This window comes from Maribacter spongiicola (genome assembly GCF_004364165.1).
In the GTDB taxonomy this organism is placed as follows: domain Bacteria; phylum Bacteroidota; class Bacteroidia; order Flavobacteriales; family Flavobacteriaceae; genus Maribacter; species Maribacter spongiicola.
Genome location: NZ_SOAY01000012.1, coordinates 304,651 through 321,322, shown reverse-complemented (window position 1 = coordinate 321,322; position 16,672 = coordinate 304,651). Strand labels below are relative to the sequence as shown.

The 16,672-nt window shown below is 35.6% G+C and carries 18 protein-coding genes; 9 read left to right on the top strand and 9 right to left on the bottom strand.

Going from position 1 to position 16,672, the window contains the following annotated elements; genetic code table 11:
• Positions 1-22: 22 nt before the first annotated feature.
• Genes CLV90_RS14630 through CLV90_RS14620 form a run of 3 tightly spaced genes read left to right on the top strand, consistent with a single transcriptional unit; the run spans position 23 to position 2,533 of the window.
• Entirely contained in the window at positions 23-712 is a 690-nt protein-coding gene (locus CLV90_RS14630; protein ID WP_243835459.1) for a glycerophosphodiester phosphodiesterase, read from the top strand.
• A complete protein-coding gene (locus CLV90_RS14625) occupies positions 712-1,992 on the top strand; it encodes a BaiN/RdsA family NAD(P)/FAD-dependent oxidoreductase (RefSeq protein WP_133688245.1) in 1,281 nt (426 codons plus the stop codon). Before CLV90_RS14630 ends, CLV90_RS14625 begins: the two co-directional genes overlap by 1 nt.
• Before the next feature lies 1 nt (position 1,993).
• Positions 1,994-2,533: a DUF1697 domain-containing protein gene (locus tag CLV90_RS14620; protein WP_133688244.1), complete on the top strand. Its 540-nt coding sequence runs from the start codon at positions 1,994-1,996 to the stop codon at positions 2,531-2,533.
• 1 nt (position 2,534) lies between these two features.
• Here the strand turns inward: CLV90_RS14620 and CLV90_RS14615 are convergent, their stop codons facing one another.
• Positions 2,535-3,008, bottom strand: coding sequence for a TspO/MBR family protein (locus tag CLV90_RS14615; protein WP_133688243.1), 474 nt, complete (start codon positions 3,006-3,008; stop codon positions 2,535-2,537).
• Between the two features lie 81 nt (positions 3,009-3,089).
• Here CLV90_RS14615 and CLV90_RS14610 point away from each other — a divergent pair, with 81 nt between their 5' ends.
• The 6 genes from CLV90_RS14610 (at position 3,090) to CLV90_RS14585 (ending at position 9,178) form a co-directional block, all read left to right on the top strand.
• Entirely contained in the window at positions 3,090-4,172 is a 1,083-nt protein-coding gene (locus CLV90_RS14610) for a diphosphomevalonate/mevalonate 3,5-bisphosphate decarboxylase family protein (RefSeq protein WP_133688242.1), read from the top strand.
• Between the two features lie 145 nt (positions 4,173-4,317).
• Positions 4,318-5,256 carry a mevalonate kinase family protein gene (locus CLV90_RS14605; protein WP_133688241.1) on the top strand — a complete coding sequence of 313 codons (939 nt, stop codon included), beginning with the start codon at positions 4,318-4,320 and terminating at the stop codon, positions 5,254-5,256.
• Between the two features lie 13 nt (positions 5,257-5,269).
• On the top strand, positions 5,270-6,175 hold the full coding sequence (locus CLV90_RS14600; protein WP_133688240.1) for a geranylgeranylglycerol-phosphate geranylgeranyltransferase: 906 nt from the start codon (positions 5,270-5,272) through the stop codon (positions 6,173-6,175).
• A gap of 75 nt (positions 6,176-6,250) precedes the next feature.
• Entirely contained in the window at positions 6,251-7,093 is an 843-nt protein-coding gene (locus CLV90_RS14595; protein ID WP_133688239.1) for a pseudouridine synthase, read from the top strand.
• A 35-nt stretch (positions 7,094-7,128) separates the two neighbouring features.
• Complete coding sequence (locus tag CLV90_RS14590) at positions 7,129-8,190, top strand: zinc-binding metallopeptidase family protein (RefSeq protein ID WP_133688238.1); 1,062 nt, start codon at positions 7,129-7,131, stop codon at positions 8,188-8,190.
• Positions 8,191-8,296: 106 nt separating this feature from the next.
• On the top strand, positions 8,297-9,178 hold the full coding sequence (locus tag CLV90_RS14585) for a YihY/virulence factor BrkB family protein (protein WP_133688237.1): 882 nt from the start codon (positions 8,297-8,299) through the stop codon (positions 9,176-9,178).
• Here the strand turns inward: CLV90_RS14585 and argH are convergent.
• The 8 genes from argH to CLV90_RS14545 form a co-directional block, all read right to left on the bottom strand.
• Positions 9,175-10,452, bottom strand: a complete 1,278-nt coding sequence (gene argH, locus CLV90_RS14580) for an argininosuccinate lyase (protein WP_133688236.1) — start codon at positions 10,450-10,452, stop codon at positions 9,175-9,177. The genes CLV90_RS14585 and argH overlap by 4 nt on opposite strands.
• 73 nt (positions 10,453-10,525) lie before the next feature.
• Positions 10,526-11,590, bottom strand: a complete 1,065-nt coding sequence (locus CLV90_RS14575) for a M20 family metallo-hydrolase (protein ID WP_133688235.1) — start codon at positions 11,588-11,590, stop codon at positions 10,526-10,528.
• A 1-nt stretch (position 11,591) separates the two neighbouring features.
• On the bottom strand, positions 11,592-12,371 hold the full coding sequence (gene argB / locus CLV90_RS14570) for an acetylglutamate kinase (RefSeq protein ID WP_133688234.1): 780 nt from the start codon (positions 12,369-12,371) through the stop codon (positions 11,592-11,594).
• Positions 12,361-12,543, bottom strand: a complete 183-nt coding sequence (locus tag CLV90_RS14565) for a hypothetical protein (protein ID WP_133688233.1) — start codon at positions 12,541-12,543, stop codon at positions 12,361-12,363. Before CLV90_RS14565 ends, argB begins: the two co-directional genes overlap by 11 nt.
• A complete protein-coding gene (locus CLV90_RS14560; RefSeq protein ID WP_166638597.1) occupies positions 12,533-13,474 on the bottom strand; it encodes a Rossmann-fold NAD(P)-binding domain-containing protein in 942 nt (313 codons plus the stop codon). Before CLV90_RS14560 ends, CLV90_RS14565 begins: the two co-directional genes overlap by 11 nt.
• Positions 13,471-14,238, bottom strand: coding sequence for a glutamate 5-kinase (proB, locus tag CLV90_RS14555; protein WP_133688231.1), 768 nt, complete (start codon positions 14,236-14,238; stop codon positions 13,471-13,473). Before proB ends, CLV90_RS14560 begins: the two co-directional genes overlap by 4 nt.
• A gap of 104 nt (positions 14,239-14,342) precedes the next feature.
• On the bottom strand, positions 14,343-15,539 hold the full coding sequence (locus tag CLV90_RS14550; RefSeq protein ID WP_208295135.1) for a glutamate-5-semialdehyde dehydrogenase: 1,197 nt from the start codon (positions 15,537-15,539) through the stop codon (positions 14,343-14,345).
• Positions 15,536-16,660 carry an aspartate aminotransferase family protein gene (locus tag CLV90_RS14545; protein ID WP_133688230.1) on the bottom strand — a complete coding sequence of 375 codons (1,125 nt, stop codon included), beginning with the start codon at positions 16,658-16,660 and terminating at the stop codon, positions 15,536-15,538. Before CLV90_RS14545 ends, CLV90_RS14550 begins: the two co-directional genes overlap by 4 nt.
• Positions 16,661-16,672: the final 12 nt, after the last annotated feature.

Here is a 16,672-nt window from a genome sequence, read left to right as displayed (position 1 = left end):
TCTCACTTTAACATCATGTAATATGAAAGAACCGTTAGTAATTGGTCATAGAGGTGCTATGGGTCACGAAACTGAAAATACCTTACCGTCTATTCAAAAGGCAATGGATTTAGGTGTTGACATGATAGAGATTGATGTCTTTAAAATTAAAAGTGGAGAGATAGTCGTTTTTCATGACGAAACATTAGATCGATTAACAAATGCCCCGGGTAAAATAGAAGATTATTATATAGTTGACTTGAAGAAGGTTATTGTTGAAGGCGGGCATGGAATACCAATGCTGCAAGATGTCTTAAAACTAATAGATAATAAAGTAGCCTTAAATATTGAGTTGAAGGGTGCCGGTACTGCAGATAAGGTTAACCATATCATGAATTATTATATCGAACAAAGAAACTGGTCGCCAGAAAACTTCATTATCTCAAGTTTTAATTGGGACGAACTCAAAGAGATGCGTAGACATAACCCTAATGTGGCTATCGCAGTGTTAACCGAAGAAAACCCGGTAGATGCCATACCTGTCGCTAAAGAATTGAATGCCGTGGCTATTAACCCGTATTTCAAGAATCTAGATGTAGAAAAGGCAAATGAGATTAGAAATGCCGGATTTAAAATATATACTTGGACGGTTAATGAGCCGGCTGATATTGATGCCATGAAACGTATTGCGGTAGATGGTATTATTACAAACTTTCCAGAAAGTGTAAAATAATGTACGATGTTTTAGTAATTGGTGGTGGTGCGGCAGGTTTTTACGCTGCAATACATATCGCAGAAAAAAGACCAAATACTAAAATAGCGATTTTAGAACGTGGTAAAGATGTATTGACCAAGGTGAAAATTTCTGGTGGTGGTCGCTGTAACGTTACCCATGCAGAATTCAATCCGGCAGATTTAAGTAAGAACTATCCAAGAGGAGAAAAAGAACTATTAGGTCCTTTTCATACCTATGCCAGTGGCGATACCGTGGGTTTCTTTGAAGAACGCGGTGTGGCTTTAAAGATAGAGGAAGATGGCAGAATGTTCCCCGTCAGTAATTCATCACAAACAATTATAGACTGTTTTATTTCAGAGGCAGATAGATTAGGCGTACAGGTGAAAACACTTTGTTCTGTCACCGGAATAGAGCAAATTGAGCAAGAGGGGGCTAAGATTTGGCAGATTGCCGTTGGTGAGAATTTTATGTACTGCAAAAAGCTCATTTTGGCAACCGGAAGCAATCCTAAAATGTGGAAATATATTGAAGCGTTAGGGCATACCATTATTCCGCCAGTACCGTCATTATTTACTTTTAATATCAAAGATAAGCGTATAACAGATATACCCGGTGTGGCTACACATGCCGAGGTCAACGTAATACCCAAAAAGAACTTTGGTAAAAAGACAGGAAAAACAAAATTAGATACATCTGGTTTAAGTTCAGACGGGCCATTATTGGTTACCCATTGGGGAATGAGCGGACCGGCTACTTTAAAACTATCTGCATGGGGAGCTAGAATTTTAGAGCAGTATAATTATCAATTTAAAATTCAGGTGAATTGGGTTCCTGAATATCACCAGAACGGATTACTGGAATTACTTTTAAAGGTAAAGCAGGTAGAAAAGAAAACTATTTTAAGAACCAAGGTGTTGGATATCCCCAAACGTCTATGGGTAAATTTGGTAAAAGCAGCTGGTATTGAAGATGCTACTACTTGGCCAGAAGTATCTAAACAACAATTAACTTTATTGGCGGAACAACTAACTGCGGGCGTTTTTCAAGTAAACGGAAAAAGTACTTTTAAAGAGGAGTTTGTGACCGCTGGTGGTTTAGATTTAAAGGAAATCAATTTTAAGACCTACGAAAGTAAAATTCTACCAAGTTTATATTTTGCTGGGGAAATCATAAATGTAGATGCCATTACGGGAGGATTCAATTTTCAAAATGCATGGACAGGTGGTTTTATTGCAGCGAACGGAGTAGTAGAAGATTTAAATGCAGATCAAACCTAAAATGAAAACCTATCTTGCATTTTTAAGAGGTATAAATGTCAGCGGAAAAAATAAAATTCCGATGGCAGAACTTCGAGATTTGTGCAATGGTTTAAAACTAGAAGATGTGAGAACTTACATTCAAAGTGGTAATGTAGTTTTTAAAAGTGAACTGCAGAATACGTCAGAATTAGAAGCATTGATTTCAAAAGCTATTTTTAAAAGTTTTGGTTTTGAAGTACCTGTAATAGTAAAAACGGCATCTCAATTACGTGATATTCTTAATGATAATCCGTTCGAATCTGAAGATGAAATTATAAGAAAGCAAGTCTATTTTGTACTGCTCAATGATGTTCCGAAAGTTGAAGAGTTTACTACGTTTAAAGCAGAATCATACGAGAATGAAGAATTTTCAATTTCTGAAAACTGTATTTATCTAAAGTGTAAAACTGGCTATGGTAAAGCAAAGTTGAATAATAATTTATTAGAGCGAAAACTGAAAATTTTGGCAACTACTAGAAACTATAGAACCATGCACAAATTATTAGAGTTGAGTTATTAGATTAATTCAATTCCCAAATTTTATAATTCAAAGCTGTAGCGAAACAAACCCAAAGTAGGTACGGAATTAGCAATATGGCTGCAAATTTGCTAACTATATTGAACCATTTAATAGTAAGTGATAAAACTACGAGAAGTGCCATAATTACGAGCAGCCCATAAAACGGTTGTTTTAATCCGAAGAATACGATGCTCCACAATCCGTTTAAAAGTAGTTGAAAACCAAAATGATACAATCCGGTTTTCACCCATTTATGATGAAAACCTTTTGCCCATACCCAGCCGGCAGAGATACCCATCATAATATAAAGAGCACTCCATACGGGAGCGAAAACCCAGTTTGGTGGGTTAAAACTAGGCTTGTTCAAGGTCAAATACCATCCGGTAACAGAACTTTGTGTAACAACGCTACTCAAAAAGCCAATGGTAGAGCAGATGATAATACCAATAAGAATATAAGTTAGCTTTCTTTTCAACTGGTCGGTGTTTAGGTCTAAAATAAGGAATTATTTTAATTGATAGTCCTAAAAACTATATTTGCACAAATTGAATATTCAATGTCAGAAAAAGAATTTATTCCAGCGTCATATACCACATTGAAAGAAGAAGGCATAGTATCGTATTCTTCGCCCAGTAATATTGCTTTGGTGAAGTATTGGGGTAAGCGAGCGAATCAGATTCCTGCTAACCCATCGATCAGTTTTACTTTAGCAGCATGCGTTACTAAAACTAGTGTGCAGTATAAGAAAAAAGTTCAAAAAAGTGATGATTTCTCATTTGATCTTTTGTTCGAGGGCGAGGCAAAAGAAGAATTCAAGCCGAAAATAAATACATTTTTAAAAAGAATAGAAGTGTATCTGCCGTTTTTAAAAGAGTATCACTTTATTATAAATACATCAAATTCTTTTCCACATAGTAGTGGTATAGCATCATCGGCGAGTGGAATGTCTGCATTAGCATTATGTTTTATGGAGATGGAAAGGTCATTCCTAGACTCTATTTCTGATGAAGATTTCAATAGAAAAACTTCGTTCTTATCTCGTTTAGGTTCAGGTAGTGCGTGTCGAAGTATTGAAGGTCCTTTGGTGCAATGGGGCGAGACTGTTTCGATTGAAGGCAGTTCAAATTTATTCGGTATAAAGTATCCGTACGCAGTACATGAGGTATTCAATAATTTTCATGATACTATTCTATTGGTTGATAAGGGAGAGAAACAGGTAAGCAGTACGGTAGGTCATGAGTTAATGCACGGACACCCGTTTGCAACTCAGCGGTTTGATCAGGCGCATACCAATTTAGAGAAATTGAAATCGGTTTTATCAGATGGAAATTTGGATACTTTCATAAATATTGTAGAAAGTGAAGCACTTACATTACATGCAATGATGATGACAAGTAATCCGTATTTCATACTAATGAAGCCGAATACCCTATCAATAATTAATGCTATTTGGAAATTTAGACAAGAATCTAATACACATATTTGCTTTACGTTAGATGCAGGTGCGAACGTGCATGTATTATATCCGGAAAATGAAAAGGATATCGTTTTTCCATTTATAAAAGAGAAGTTAGTGCCTTTTTGTCAAAATGGGCAGTATATTTGTGATCGAATTGGTCTGGGTGCTAAGAAGTTGTAGGTAATTAAGGTACTATTTTTTTATAAAAAACGTTTGTAAAAGAATGATTCATCTACTTTGTTTAACCTTTTAAGGTAAAACGTTCAACTTTATGTGAATCTTTGACTATATTTATATAAGTTTTAATATTAGCTTAGTTTTTAAAATGAAAGGACCTCTTTTTTATTCAAAAATTCTTCTCTTCGGGGAGTATGGTATCATAAAAGATTCTAAAGGATTATCTATACCTTATAATTTTTATAAAGGTGCTTTGAAATCTGATTCCAACTCATCAGTTGAGGCGATAAAATCAAATAAAAGTTTAGAAGGCTTTACTCATTATTTAGAAAATTTGACTTTTAAGAATCCGAAGTTGGTTTCTTTCGATTTAGAGCTTTTAAAAACAGATGTTGCAGAAGGCATGTATTTTGATAGTTCTATACCTCAAGGTTATGGTGTAGGTAGTAGTGGTGCTTTAGTAGCAGCTATCTACGATAAATATACACAAGATAAAATAACGGTTCTTGAGAACTTAACCAGAGAAAAGTTATTGAAACTCAAAACGATATTCGGTAAAATGGAATCGTTTTTTCATGGTAAATCATCTGGTCTAGATCCATTGAATAGTTATTTAAGTCTTCCGATTCTTATAAACTCTAAAGATAATATTGAGTCTACTAGTATTCCATCGCAAAATGCAGGAGGTAAAGGAGCTGTATTCTTATTAGATAGTGGTATTATTGGTGAAACTGCACCAATGGTTCAGATTTTTATGGAACAGATGAAAAATGATGGTTTCCGTAAAATGCTAAAAAATCAGTTCATTAAACATACAGATGCCTGTGTAGAAGATTTCGTGAATGGCAATATTCAATCTTTATTCGGTAATTTAAAGCAGTTATCTCACGTTGTCTTAGATAACTTTAAACCTATGATTCCGGCAAAATTTCATGCCTTGTGGAAAAACGGAATCGATACCAACGATTACTATTTAAAGCTATGTGGCTCAGGTGGTGGTGGTTATATTCTTGGGTTTACAGAAGACTTTGAGAAAGCTAAAACTGCGTTAAAAGATTACAAATTAGAAGTAGTCTATAATTTTTAGGTAATTTCCATACATGCTTAATAGAAGAAATAAACTCTTACTTTTAAAAGTACTGAGTCTGTTTTCAGTGGTTAGGGGGTATAACATTTTAGTTATAGCTTTAGCTCAGTATTTGGCATCAATTTACATACTGGCACCAGAATTACCGGTAAGAGAAGTAGTATTTGATGTGAAGCTTTTTGTTATTGTAATTGCATCTGCAATGGTTATTGCCGGTGGATATATCATTAATAACTTCTACGACGCAGAGAAGGATCTTATTAACAAACCACGAAAGAGCATGTTAGATCGCTTGGTAAGCCAGCGGTTTAAACTAACGACTTATTTTGTATTGAATTTTTTCGCGGTCATAGCTGCAAGTTATGTTTCTTTTAGGGCGGTTTTCTTCTTTTCTTCGTACATTTTTGGTATTTGGATCTATTCTCATAAGTTGAAAAAAATTCCGTTTTTAGGCAATTTCATTTCTGCAACCTTAGCGATAACCCCGTTTTTCATCATATTTGTATATTATAAAAACATTCAACCTGTCATTTTTGTACATGCAGTATTCTTATTTCTATTAATACTTGCTCGTGAAATGATTAAAGATTTGGAAAATATATCGGGTGATCTTGCCCAGAATTATAGAACTATTCCAATCATATATGGGTCAAGAATATCTAAAGTATTGATATCCTTATTAATTTTATTGACCCTTGTACCCTCATTACTGCTCATTTTTAAGTTTGATGTGGGGTATATGAACTTATATTTCATGCTTTGTGTGGTATTGCTAGTCCTTTTTATATTTCTTTTATTCAAGGCAAAAACCCGTAAAGACTATGTTTGGCTGCATAATATTCTTAAATTAATTATAGTAATGGGTGTTTTTGGTATTTTACTCATTGATGTCAATCTTGTTTTAAACAGAATACTATAGTTGTTTGTAATATGTTTGATATAACTATTTGAACGGCAATGCAATTTGCTACCTTTGTGCAAAATTGGTACAGTTATGAGTAGGGATGATTCTAGTAGGGGTAAAAATGCTTCAGGTAGGCAAGGGGGTAATTTTAAAAAGAAGAGCTATGCTCGTGGTAATGCGCCCATTAAAAAAAATGTGACGCCAGCTAAGCCACAAGATCCAAATGCTATTAGACTAAATAAATATGTAGCCAACTCTGGGGTATGTTCTCGAAGAGATGCTGATATCTATATTGCTGCAGGTAATGTAACCGTAAATGGCAAACCGATTACAGAAATGGGGTATAAGGTAAAATTGACCGATGAGGTAAAATTCGATGGTCAATTATTAAATCCTGTAAAGAAAGAATATGTACTTCTTAACAAGCCAAAAGATTTTGTTACTACTATTCGTGATGAAAAAGGCAAAAGGCACGTATCAGGGTTAATATCTAGTGCTTCTAAGTCAAAATTACTGCCGGTAGATAAATTGGAAAAAGACCATACAGGTTTACTTTTGTTCACTAATGACGGCAACATGACCAAGGTTTTAAAAAGTCCTATAAACGGTATGCGTAAGATTTTTCATTTGGTGCTTGAGCAAGAATTAAGAAGTGCCGATTTAAAGAAGATTCAAGAAGGTGTTACCGTTGATGAAAAGGTAGTAAGAGTACAAGATGTTAGTTTTATTGCCGATGCTCCTAAAAGAGAAGTAGGTATTGAAATTTATAGTTCTAGAAGTAAGATTGTAGAACGTTTATTTGAAACTTTAGGATATAAAGTTCAGAAATTGGATAGGGTTGTTTATGGTGGTCTTACCAAAAAAGATTTACCAAGAGGACACTGGAGGTATTTGACCGATCAAGAGGTTATAAATCTTAAGATGATCAAATAATACGCTGTCCTTGTCTGTTTAAAAGGCTATAGGATATGAAATTATTTCAGTGCACAAATTGTAAGAATACAGTTGTTTTTGAGAATAACGTATGTGTTAATTGCGGCTATCTACTAGGGTACTCTTCTTATTACAATAAGATAGTTTCTTTAGAAGCAAATGCTACGCAATGGAAACTTCCAGAGTTGGAAGATAAAACTTATGCATACTGTAAAAATCACAAGCATAAGGTTTGTAATTGGCTTGTGGATGTTGAAAAAGGTGATGAGTTCTGCCTAGCATGCAGCTTAAATAGAACCATACCTGATATTCTAGATGATGATAATTTAGCCAAGTGGAAGCAAATTGAAATAGCCAAGCATAGATTGGTATATCAATTATTACGTTTTAGATTATCGGTGGTGAGTAAAACCATTGATGATTCTAAAGGTCTTTACTTTGATTTTTTGGCGAAAGATGATTTGCCAGAAGAATCTAAAGATCTAAAAACAGGACATGCAAATGGTGTAATTACTCTCTTAATTTCTGAAGCAGACCCTGTTGTTCGAGAACAGATAAAGCAGCAAATGTCTGAACGGTATAGAACCTTGCTCGGTCATTTTAGACATGAAGTAGGTCATTATTTCTGGGATAGACTAGTTCGTGATAATGTCGAGGTATTAGCCGGATTTAGAAATATATTTGGCGACGAATCTATGTCGTACGCTGATGCTTTGACCAATTATTATAATAATGGTCCGCAGGCAAATTGGCAACAACGTTTTATAAGTAAGTATGCATCATCGCACCCGTGGGAAGATTGGGCCGAAACCTGGTCGCATTATCTACACCTTACCGATGTATTGGAAACTGCTTATAATTTCGGACTCAAAACAGATCCTAAGATTACTGCCAAGAAAAATTTAAAGATGAATGCTAGTTTCGATCCTTATAAAGAAACCAGTTTTAAAAAGGTATTGAATACCGGGATGCCTTTGCTATTCGCATTGAATAGCATGAGCCGTTCTATGGGTGAAGATGATCCCTATCCTTTTATTATATCAGAACCTGTGAAGAATAAATTAGAGTTTATTCATAAACTATTAAAGAGTGTTTAGAGACATTTCTTAATCGAGTAAGAAAAGAGGTAGTATTTGTTTTGATTGGGTTACAATACGCTACTATTCTAATGTAGATTTATATGAAGTATAAATTTACTGGTCAATGTCAATAGAGACGCTTAAAAAAGAATCTAAATTCAGAATAAAACATCTACCCAAATTATTGGTTAAAACCTATAATGCATGGATGGAGAAAGAGCCCTTTCAAATTAGTGCCGTAATAGCCTATTATGCAATTTTATCATTACCAGGTCTTCTTATTTTAATTCTAGAATTGGTGGGTGGTATTTGGGGCAAAGAAATTGTACGTGGAGAATTATTTGCTGAAATCTCATCTGCAATGGGACCAGAAACAGCGCAATCTATACAAGAAATGATAGCTGATAGAGGTAGTGAAAACACATCTATAGTAGCTACAATATTAGGTGTGGGAGTATTGATTTATGGTGCTACGGGAGTTTTTTATCAACTACAAAATGCGTTAAACGATATTTGGAAAGCGAAACCAAAATATACCAATGAAATATTATCTACCCTTTTTATGCGGTTAAAAGGATTTGGTTTTATTCTAATTTTTGGATTTCTATTGCTTATAAGTTTCGTGCTAACTTCATTTTTATCAGCATTTTCAAAACAATTATCTAGACTTTTACCAGAGGGAATGTTGGAGCTAGGTTTTGTATTGGATATAGTTATTTCCCTAACCTTTATTTATCTATTGTTCGGGGCAATGTTTAAATACTTGCCCAGTACACATGTACGGTGGAAAGCGGTTAAAGTTGGTGCTGCACTTACCGCCTTTTTGTTTTTAATAGGTAAGTACGCGCTAGCTTTTTACTTTAGTAAGGCAGAACCAGGCTCTACTTACGGCGCGGCCGGCAGCATCATTTTAGTGATGTTATGGGTATCTTATTCTAGCTTAATTGTCACTTTCGGAGCACAATTCACCAAGATTTATTCTGATAAGTACGTTAAGTTGACTTAAATATTTTTCATTTTATCATGAATTTCCTTCAAACATAAATTACCTAAACTACCTTCATGGGTATGATGAATATCTCTTTTTGGAGTAAAGGTACCATCATTAATATCTTGCCCCATTTTCTTATAGGCATCTCTAAAAGGCATTCCGTTTTGTACCAATTCATTCAAGGTATCTACACTAAATAAATAGTCATATTTTGGGTCGTCCAAAATATTTTCATTAACCCTAATTTCTTTAAGGCTGAATGTCAAAATTTCTAGACAAGCCTTCATATCTTGTATAGCAGGAATGATGATTTCTTTTACCAACTGTAAATCTCTATGATAACCACTTGGCAGATTATTGATAATTAAAGTAAGTTGATTTGGTATGGACTGTAACTTATTACACTTACCACGAACCAATTCAAAAACATCGGGATTCTTTTTATGTGGCATGATGCTAGAACCTGTGGTCAGTTCATCTGGAAAAGAGATGAAATTGAAGTTTTGGCTCATATACAAACAAATATCCATAGCCATTTTAGATAGGGTAGCGGCAATATTGGCAATGCCAAAGGCCGTCGCTTTCTCCGCTTTTCCTCTACTCATTTGTGCAGCCACTACATTATACTTCATAGTTGTAAAACCCATTTCTTCAGTAGTGAAACTACGATCTATAGCAAAAGAACTTCCGTAACCAGCAGCACTACCTAAAGGGTTTTGATCCGCTACTTTATAAGCTGCATCAATAAAATAAAGGTCATCTATTAAACTTTCTGCATAGGCAGAAAACCAAAGTCCGAATGAAGATGGCATAGCAATTTGTAAGTGCGTATACCCGGGTAATAGAACATCTTTATGCTCTTGAGCTTTTACCAGTAGAAGGTTAAAAAGCGACTTTGTCATTGACTTAATTTCTGACAATTCATCTTTTAAATACAGGTGCATAGCCACTAAAACTTGATCATTTCTTGACCTTGCCGTATGTATTTTTTTACCAGTATCACCTAAACTAAGGGTTAGCATGTATTCTATTTTAGAATGCATGTCTTCAAAAGATTTTTCTATAGAAAATGTCCCTTTCTCTATTCGCGCCGCAATATGGTTTAACTCATTAACAAGCTCTTGAGTTTCTTTGGGCGTTAGCAAACCAATTTCACCTAGCATTTTAGCATGAGCTTTAGATGCGATTACGTCGTACTTGGCTAAAACCAAATCCAATTCCCTATCGTTACCAACGGTAAAATGATCAATTTTTTTATCAGTGCTAAATCCTTTATCCCAGAGTTTCATTTTTTCAGTATTAAGTAATTAGTATTAAGTATAAAGTATAGAGGTCTTAATACTTTGTACTTAATACTTAATTCTATTTTATAAATCCTTTTACTATTTTAATATACAAATCTATACCTTCTTCAATTTCATGAACATAGATAAATTCATTTGCTGAGTGCGAACGTGTGCTGTCTCCAGGTCCTAGTTTCAATGACTGACAACTTAACGCTGCTTGATCAGAAAGGGTAGGAGAGCCGTAAGTCGTTCTGCCTAATGCTATCCCAGATTTCACTAACTCATGGTCTTTGTCTATTTTCGACGAATTCAGGCGTAAAGATCGCTCCTTTAATTTGCATGGCGCATCCTTCTTCAGTAAATCTGCAATTTCTTTGTTGCTATAGGCATCGTTCACCCGGACATCAACTACCATATCAACCTGTGCTGGTACCACATTATGTTGCGATCCAGCACTAATTTGTGTAACGGTCATTTTTACATCTCCTAAAGCTTCAGATGACTTTTTGAACTTGTAATTCTTAAACCATTCTAAAACTTTAATAGAATTGTAAATGGAATTATCTTCATTAGGATGCGCTGCGTGCGAGGGAGTACCCTTAACTACAGCATCAAAAACAACTAATCCTTTTTCGGCGATAGCAAGTTGCATTAATGTAGGTTCGCCAACTATGGCTACATCAATATGCGGTAATTTAGGAAGCAATCCGCGTAAGCTATTCTCACCTGCATTTTCTTCTTCGGCAGAAGCGACCATTAAAATATTATGGTTGAGGTTTTCATCATTGTAATAATTCACGAAAGTTGCAAGAAGGGAAACTAAAGGTCCACCTGCGTCATTACTCCCTAGCCCAAATAATTTACCATCTTCTATGTGCGGCAAAAAAGGGTCTTTTGTATAGGCAGTATTTGGCTTTACAGTATCGTGATGCGAGTTTAAAAGAAGGGTTGGTTTACTATCGTCCCAAAATTTATTTTTCGCTATAACATTGTTCAGATCCCTTTCTGTAGGTATGTTATATTTTGCCAGCCACACTTGTATTGCATCTGCAGTTTTGTCTTCTTCCTTAGAAAATGATTCTATTGAAATCAGTTCTTTTAATAAATCCATGGCACTTTCTGTAAGTTCTGTTTGATTCATATTATAAGGTTAACGTAGTGAACAGTTCGGTGTTTTTACCTAACATAGTTACATCTCCCAAACATACTTTTTCAACAGTATTGTTCAAGGCATGAAAGCAATTATGGAGTTTAGGCAACATGCCGTCAGCTATTACCCCTTCTGATAATAGCTCTTTATATGTGTCTGTATTGATATTTTTTACAACACTATTATCATCGGAAATATCTAGTAAAACACCCTTTTTTTCAAAGCAGTAATAAAGAGTAGTTTCATAGGTTGATGCCATACCAATTGCAATTTCAGAAGCAATGGTATCTGCATTCGTATTCAGTAATTGCCCTGCGCCATCGTGCGATAATGCACAAAAAATAGGAGTAAGGTTGATGGATAAAAGATTGCTAATTAAATCAGAATTTACACCATCAATATCACCTACGAATCCGTAATCAATTTCTTTTACAGGTCTTTTGTGTGCCTGTATGCTATCACCATCGGCACCACTTAAACCAATTGCATTTATATTTTTTGCTTGAAGCTGGGCAACGATTTTCTTGTTTGCCAAGCCGCCATAAACCATGGTAATAATATCGACAGTTTCAGCATCGGTAATACGCCTACCGTCTATCATTTTAGATTCAATACCTAACTTAGTTGCGAGTTGAGTAGCTAATTTACCACCACCATGAACTAATATTTTTAATCCTTCTAGTTTGGCAAATGCAGTAAGAAAAATAGCTAGAGCCTTTTCATCTTCAATGACATTACCGCCAATTTTTACTACGCTTAGTTTATTTTTCATTTTCAGAAAATTTGAACATGAGAACCATGGCAACAATAAGAATTATGTTACTAACGGGTCCCATATAGGTTTTCCAATGTGCGGTGCTATGGTCGATATCGACCATATTTGCCACAAATAAAATGAGTGCAAAAAGTGCGATACCAATATAAATCCATTTACTAATTTTCATTGCTTTCCAGTATTTTCTTTAGAACCAATTGAGCGGCATACGTTCTGTTATTCGCTTGTTCAATAACCAAAGATTGCTCACTATCTAAAACTTCGTCGGCAACTACAACATTTCTACGTACAGGAAGGCAGTGCATAAACTTAGCTTTTCCTAATTTCTTAAGGGTCATTTGCCAATTAGGATCTTGTGATTTTATTTGACCATAATCGGTATAGCTACTCCAGTTTTTCACATACACAAAATCGGCATTTTCTAAAGCCTTTTCTTGATTGTATTCAATTTTAGAATCTTTAGTAATGTTAGGATCTAGCTCATAACCCTCAGGATGCGTAATTACAAATTCAGCATTCTGCTTTTGCATCATCTGTATAAATGAATTGGCAACCGCGTGCGGTAAAGCCCTTGGGTGTGGCGCCCATGACAAAACTACTTTTGGGTTATTCTTAAAATTATGTTCTTCTAAAGTAATGGCATCGGTTAGTGCCTGTAAGGGGTGCCCAACTGAGCTCTCCATATTTACGATAGGTACAGAAGCATAGGTTTTAAATCCGTTTAAAACTTCTTCTGCTTCATCTAATTCTTTGTCAACCAAGCCTGCAAATGCACGTATGGCTATGATATCGCAATACTGAGAAATTACCTGTGCAGCTTCTTTTATATGCTCAGAGGTGCCTTGATCCATAATAGTGCCATCGACATATTCTAAAGCCCAACCTTCACTGCCAAAGTTCATGACAATAACTTCCATACCTAAATTCATGGCCGCTTTTTGAGTGCTTAAACGCGTACGAAGCGAGTTGTTGAAAAATAGGAGCCCTATGGTTTTATCGTTACCTAAAGTTTTAAATTTTTTAGGTTGTTTTTTTAATGCAATAGCTTCTTTTACCCAGGTAGATAAAGAGTCGATATCGTTTATGGAAAGGTAATTCATGATGCTTTAATTTTTGTAAAAGTACTTTTGTTATTCATGGCGTCGGTAATGAAATTATCGGTTAAGCCATTGGTGATCCAAGTTTCAATCCCTGCTTTTTGTGCGATAGTTGCAGCATCTATCTTAGACTGCATTCCGCCGGTGCCATGGCTCGATTTAGATTCCCCAATTTCTTTTTGTAATTCACTAAGGTCGGTCACCTGTTCGATAGTGGTAGGTTTTGCCGACGATAGCGATGCTTTGGTATAGATACCGTCCGTATTTGTGGCTATTATTAGTATATCTGCGGATAAAAGAGACGCGGTTAAACCTGCTAATTTATCATTGTCACCAAACTTAATTTCATCGGTGGCCACAGTATCATTTTCATTGATAATAGGAATGAAATTGTTAGCGACCAGAACGTTTATCGTGTTTTTAATATTCACTCTAGTTTGCTCTTTTTCAAAGTCGGAATACGATAGTAAACACTGTGATGTAAAAAGGCCTAATTCTCTAAAATTCTCTTGAAAAATACGCATTAAGTGTGGCTGACCAATAGATGCCAATGCTTGTTTTACATTGATTTCTTCACCATTATGCTCCAGTTTTACAAATTGTTTCGCTGCGGCAATAGCACCAGAACTCACGATAATGAATTCATATTGATCTTTTAAGGCTGCTATTTGCCTACCAATATCTTCAATTTTACCACGAGAGATGTGGTCGGTATCCTTCGTTAAAGTATTAGATCCTAATTTTAATAAAATTCTCTTTTTCAGCATTCTAATTCAATTTTGTCAGGTCAAGCTTTTATTTTTCCTAACTCCTAACTCCTAACTCCTAACTCCTAACTCCTAACTCCTAACTCCTAACTCCTAATTCCTAACTATCTAATCTGTCCATTCCCTTTTACATACCACTTATTGGTCACGAGGTGTTGCAGCCCAATAGGGCCTCGCTGGTGTAATTTATCGGTACTGATAGCTAATTCACCACCAAGTCCAAATTGCCCACCATCGGTAAAACGGGTAGATGCGTTATGATACACAGCCGCAGTATCAACGGACTGCATAAAAATTTCAGCTTCTTCTTCGTCTTTGGTAATGATGGCAGCTGAGTGACCACCACCATAGGTGTTAATGTGCTGTATGGCCTCTTCAACATCTGGCACTTGCCCGATGACAATTTTATAATCTAGAAACTCTTCAAACCAAACAGATTCATCTTCCATCTGAGAAGTGCCTTCTAATCCGGCTAGTTTTGCATCGGTTAAAATTTCTACATTGTGTTTTTTAAGGGTTTTGATCAAATGATTTAGAAACTCCATTTTACGTGGTAAATCTCTTGAGATAATTACTTTGTCAACAGCATTACACGCCGATATTTTTGTGGTCTTTGCATTGACAATGATATCTAAAGCCATTTGCAGATTTGCTTCATGCGAAACATATACAAAGTTGTTTCCACGACCACTTACAATTACAGGGCATTGCGCATGTTGCTTTACAAAAGCAATCAATTTTTCACCACCACGCGGAACAATTAAATCTAGTTTTTGAGTCGGATTTTCAAGAAACTGTTGGGTTTCTTCTCGCGAATAATTGAGATAGGTAATCCAATCTTCAGAACAGTCACAGGACTCTAAAGCTTTATGCCATAAATTGACTAAAACCAAATTGGAGTTCAATGATTCTTTGCCTCCCTTTAATAAAATTTTGTTTCCAGATTTAAAAGCAATACCGGCAGCTTCAATAGTGACATCTGGCCTAGATTCATAGATAATCATAATAGTACCGAAGGGAGCCGTTTTATTGCTGATTTCTAGCCCGTTATCATGGGTAAATTGAAAACGTTCTACATGTAACGGATCGGCTAATACAGCTAATTTTTTCAAGGAAGAAACCATTTCTCTAACCTTATCTTTATCCACCTTTAAGCGGTCGATCATTGCGATATCATCAGATTCGAAAGAGTTTAAATCTTTTTCATTGGCAGACATTAAAATTGATTCTTCTTGTAGAACCAATTCTGCCATCCGTTTTAATACGGCATTTCTTTTTGCTAAGTCGAGCGTTTTTATCATGATAAAGCAGTCTTAAGAGCTGTGAAAAACACGTCTAAATCTTGTTTGGTGATATTCAATGCCGGTAAAATTCTAAGTACCGTTTTGTCTTTTGCGCCTCCGGTAAAAAGGTGGTGGTCATAAATAAGTTTTTTGCGTAAATCAGCTACCTGAAAATCGAACTCTAGACCCAACATCAATCCCCTACCTTTTACTCTTTTTACTTGCGGAATTTCTTTTGCCTTTTCATTGAAATACATACCCAGCTCTTCGGCATTTGCCATTAGGTTCTCTTTCTCAATGACTTCTAAAACAGCCAATGTGGCTACGCAAGCTAAATGGTTACCGCCAAAAGTGGTACCTAACATTCCGTATTTTGCTTTAATATCTTCATGAATAAGAACACCACCAACGGGGAAGCCGTTACCCATACCTTTTGCAATACTGATAATGTCAGGTTGTATGTTATGATGTTGAAATCCAAAGAATTTACCACTTCTACCAAATCCGCATTGTACTTCATCGGCAATCAATAAAGCATCATTTTCTTTACATAATGCTGCTACTTTATGTAAAAATTCTGTGTTGGGTTCATCTAATCCACCAACGCCTTGAATAGATTCTATGATTACAGCACATACATTTTTAGAAATTTCCCTTTCAAAACCCTTTGCATCGTTCAGGTCAAGAAAAACGACCTCATGTTGTTGATTTATTTCTGCGTTTATAGACGGATTGTCGGTTGCCGCTACAGCAGCAGAGGTGCGACCATGAAATCCGTTGTTGAAGGCAATTATTTTCGATTTTCCGGTGGCGAATGATGCCATTTTAAGTGCATTTTCATTGGCTTCGGCGCCTGAGTTACACATAAACAGATTATACGCCTCGCAACCAGAAATAACCCCTAGTTTTTCAGCAAGCTCTTCTTGAAGCGGATTTTGAACTGCATTGCTATAAAATCCGATTTTATCTAATTGATCTTTCAAGCGCTTTACATAATGTGGGTGCGTATGACCAATTGATATTACGGCATGACCGCCATAAAAATCTAAGTAATCTTGACCTTTGTCATCCGTAACCACAATACCTTTTGCAGAAACAGGTGTAACATTATATAGTGGGTAAACGTCGAATAATTTCATAATTCAAAAGAT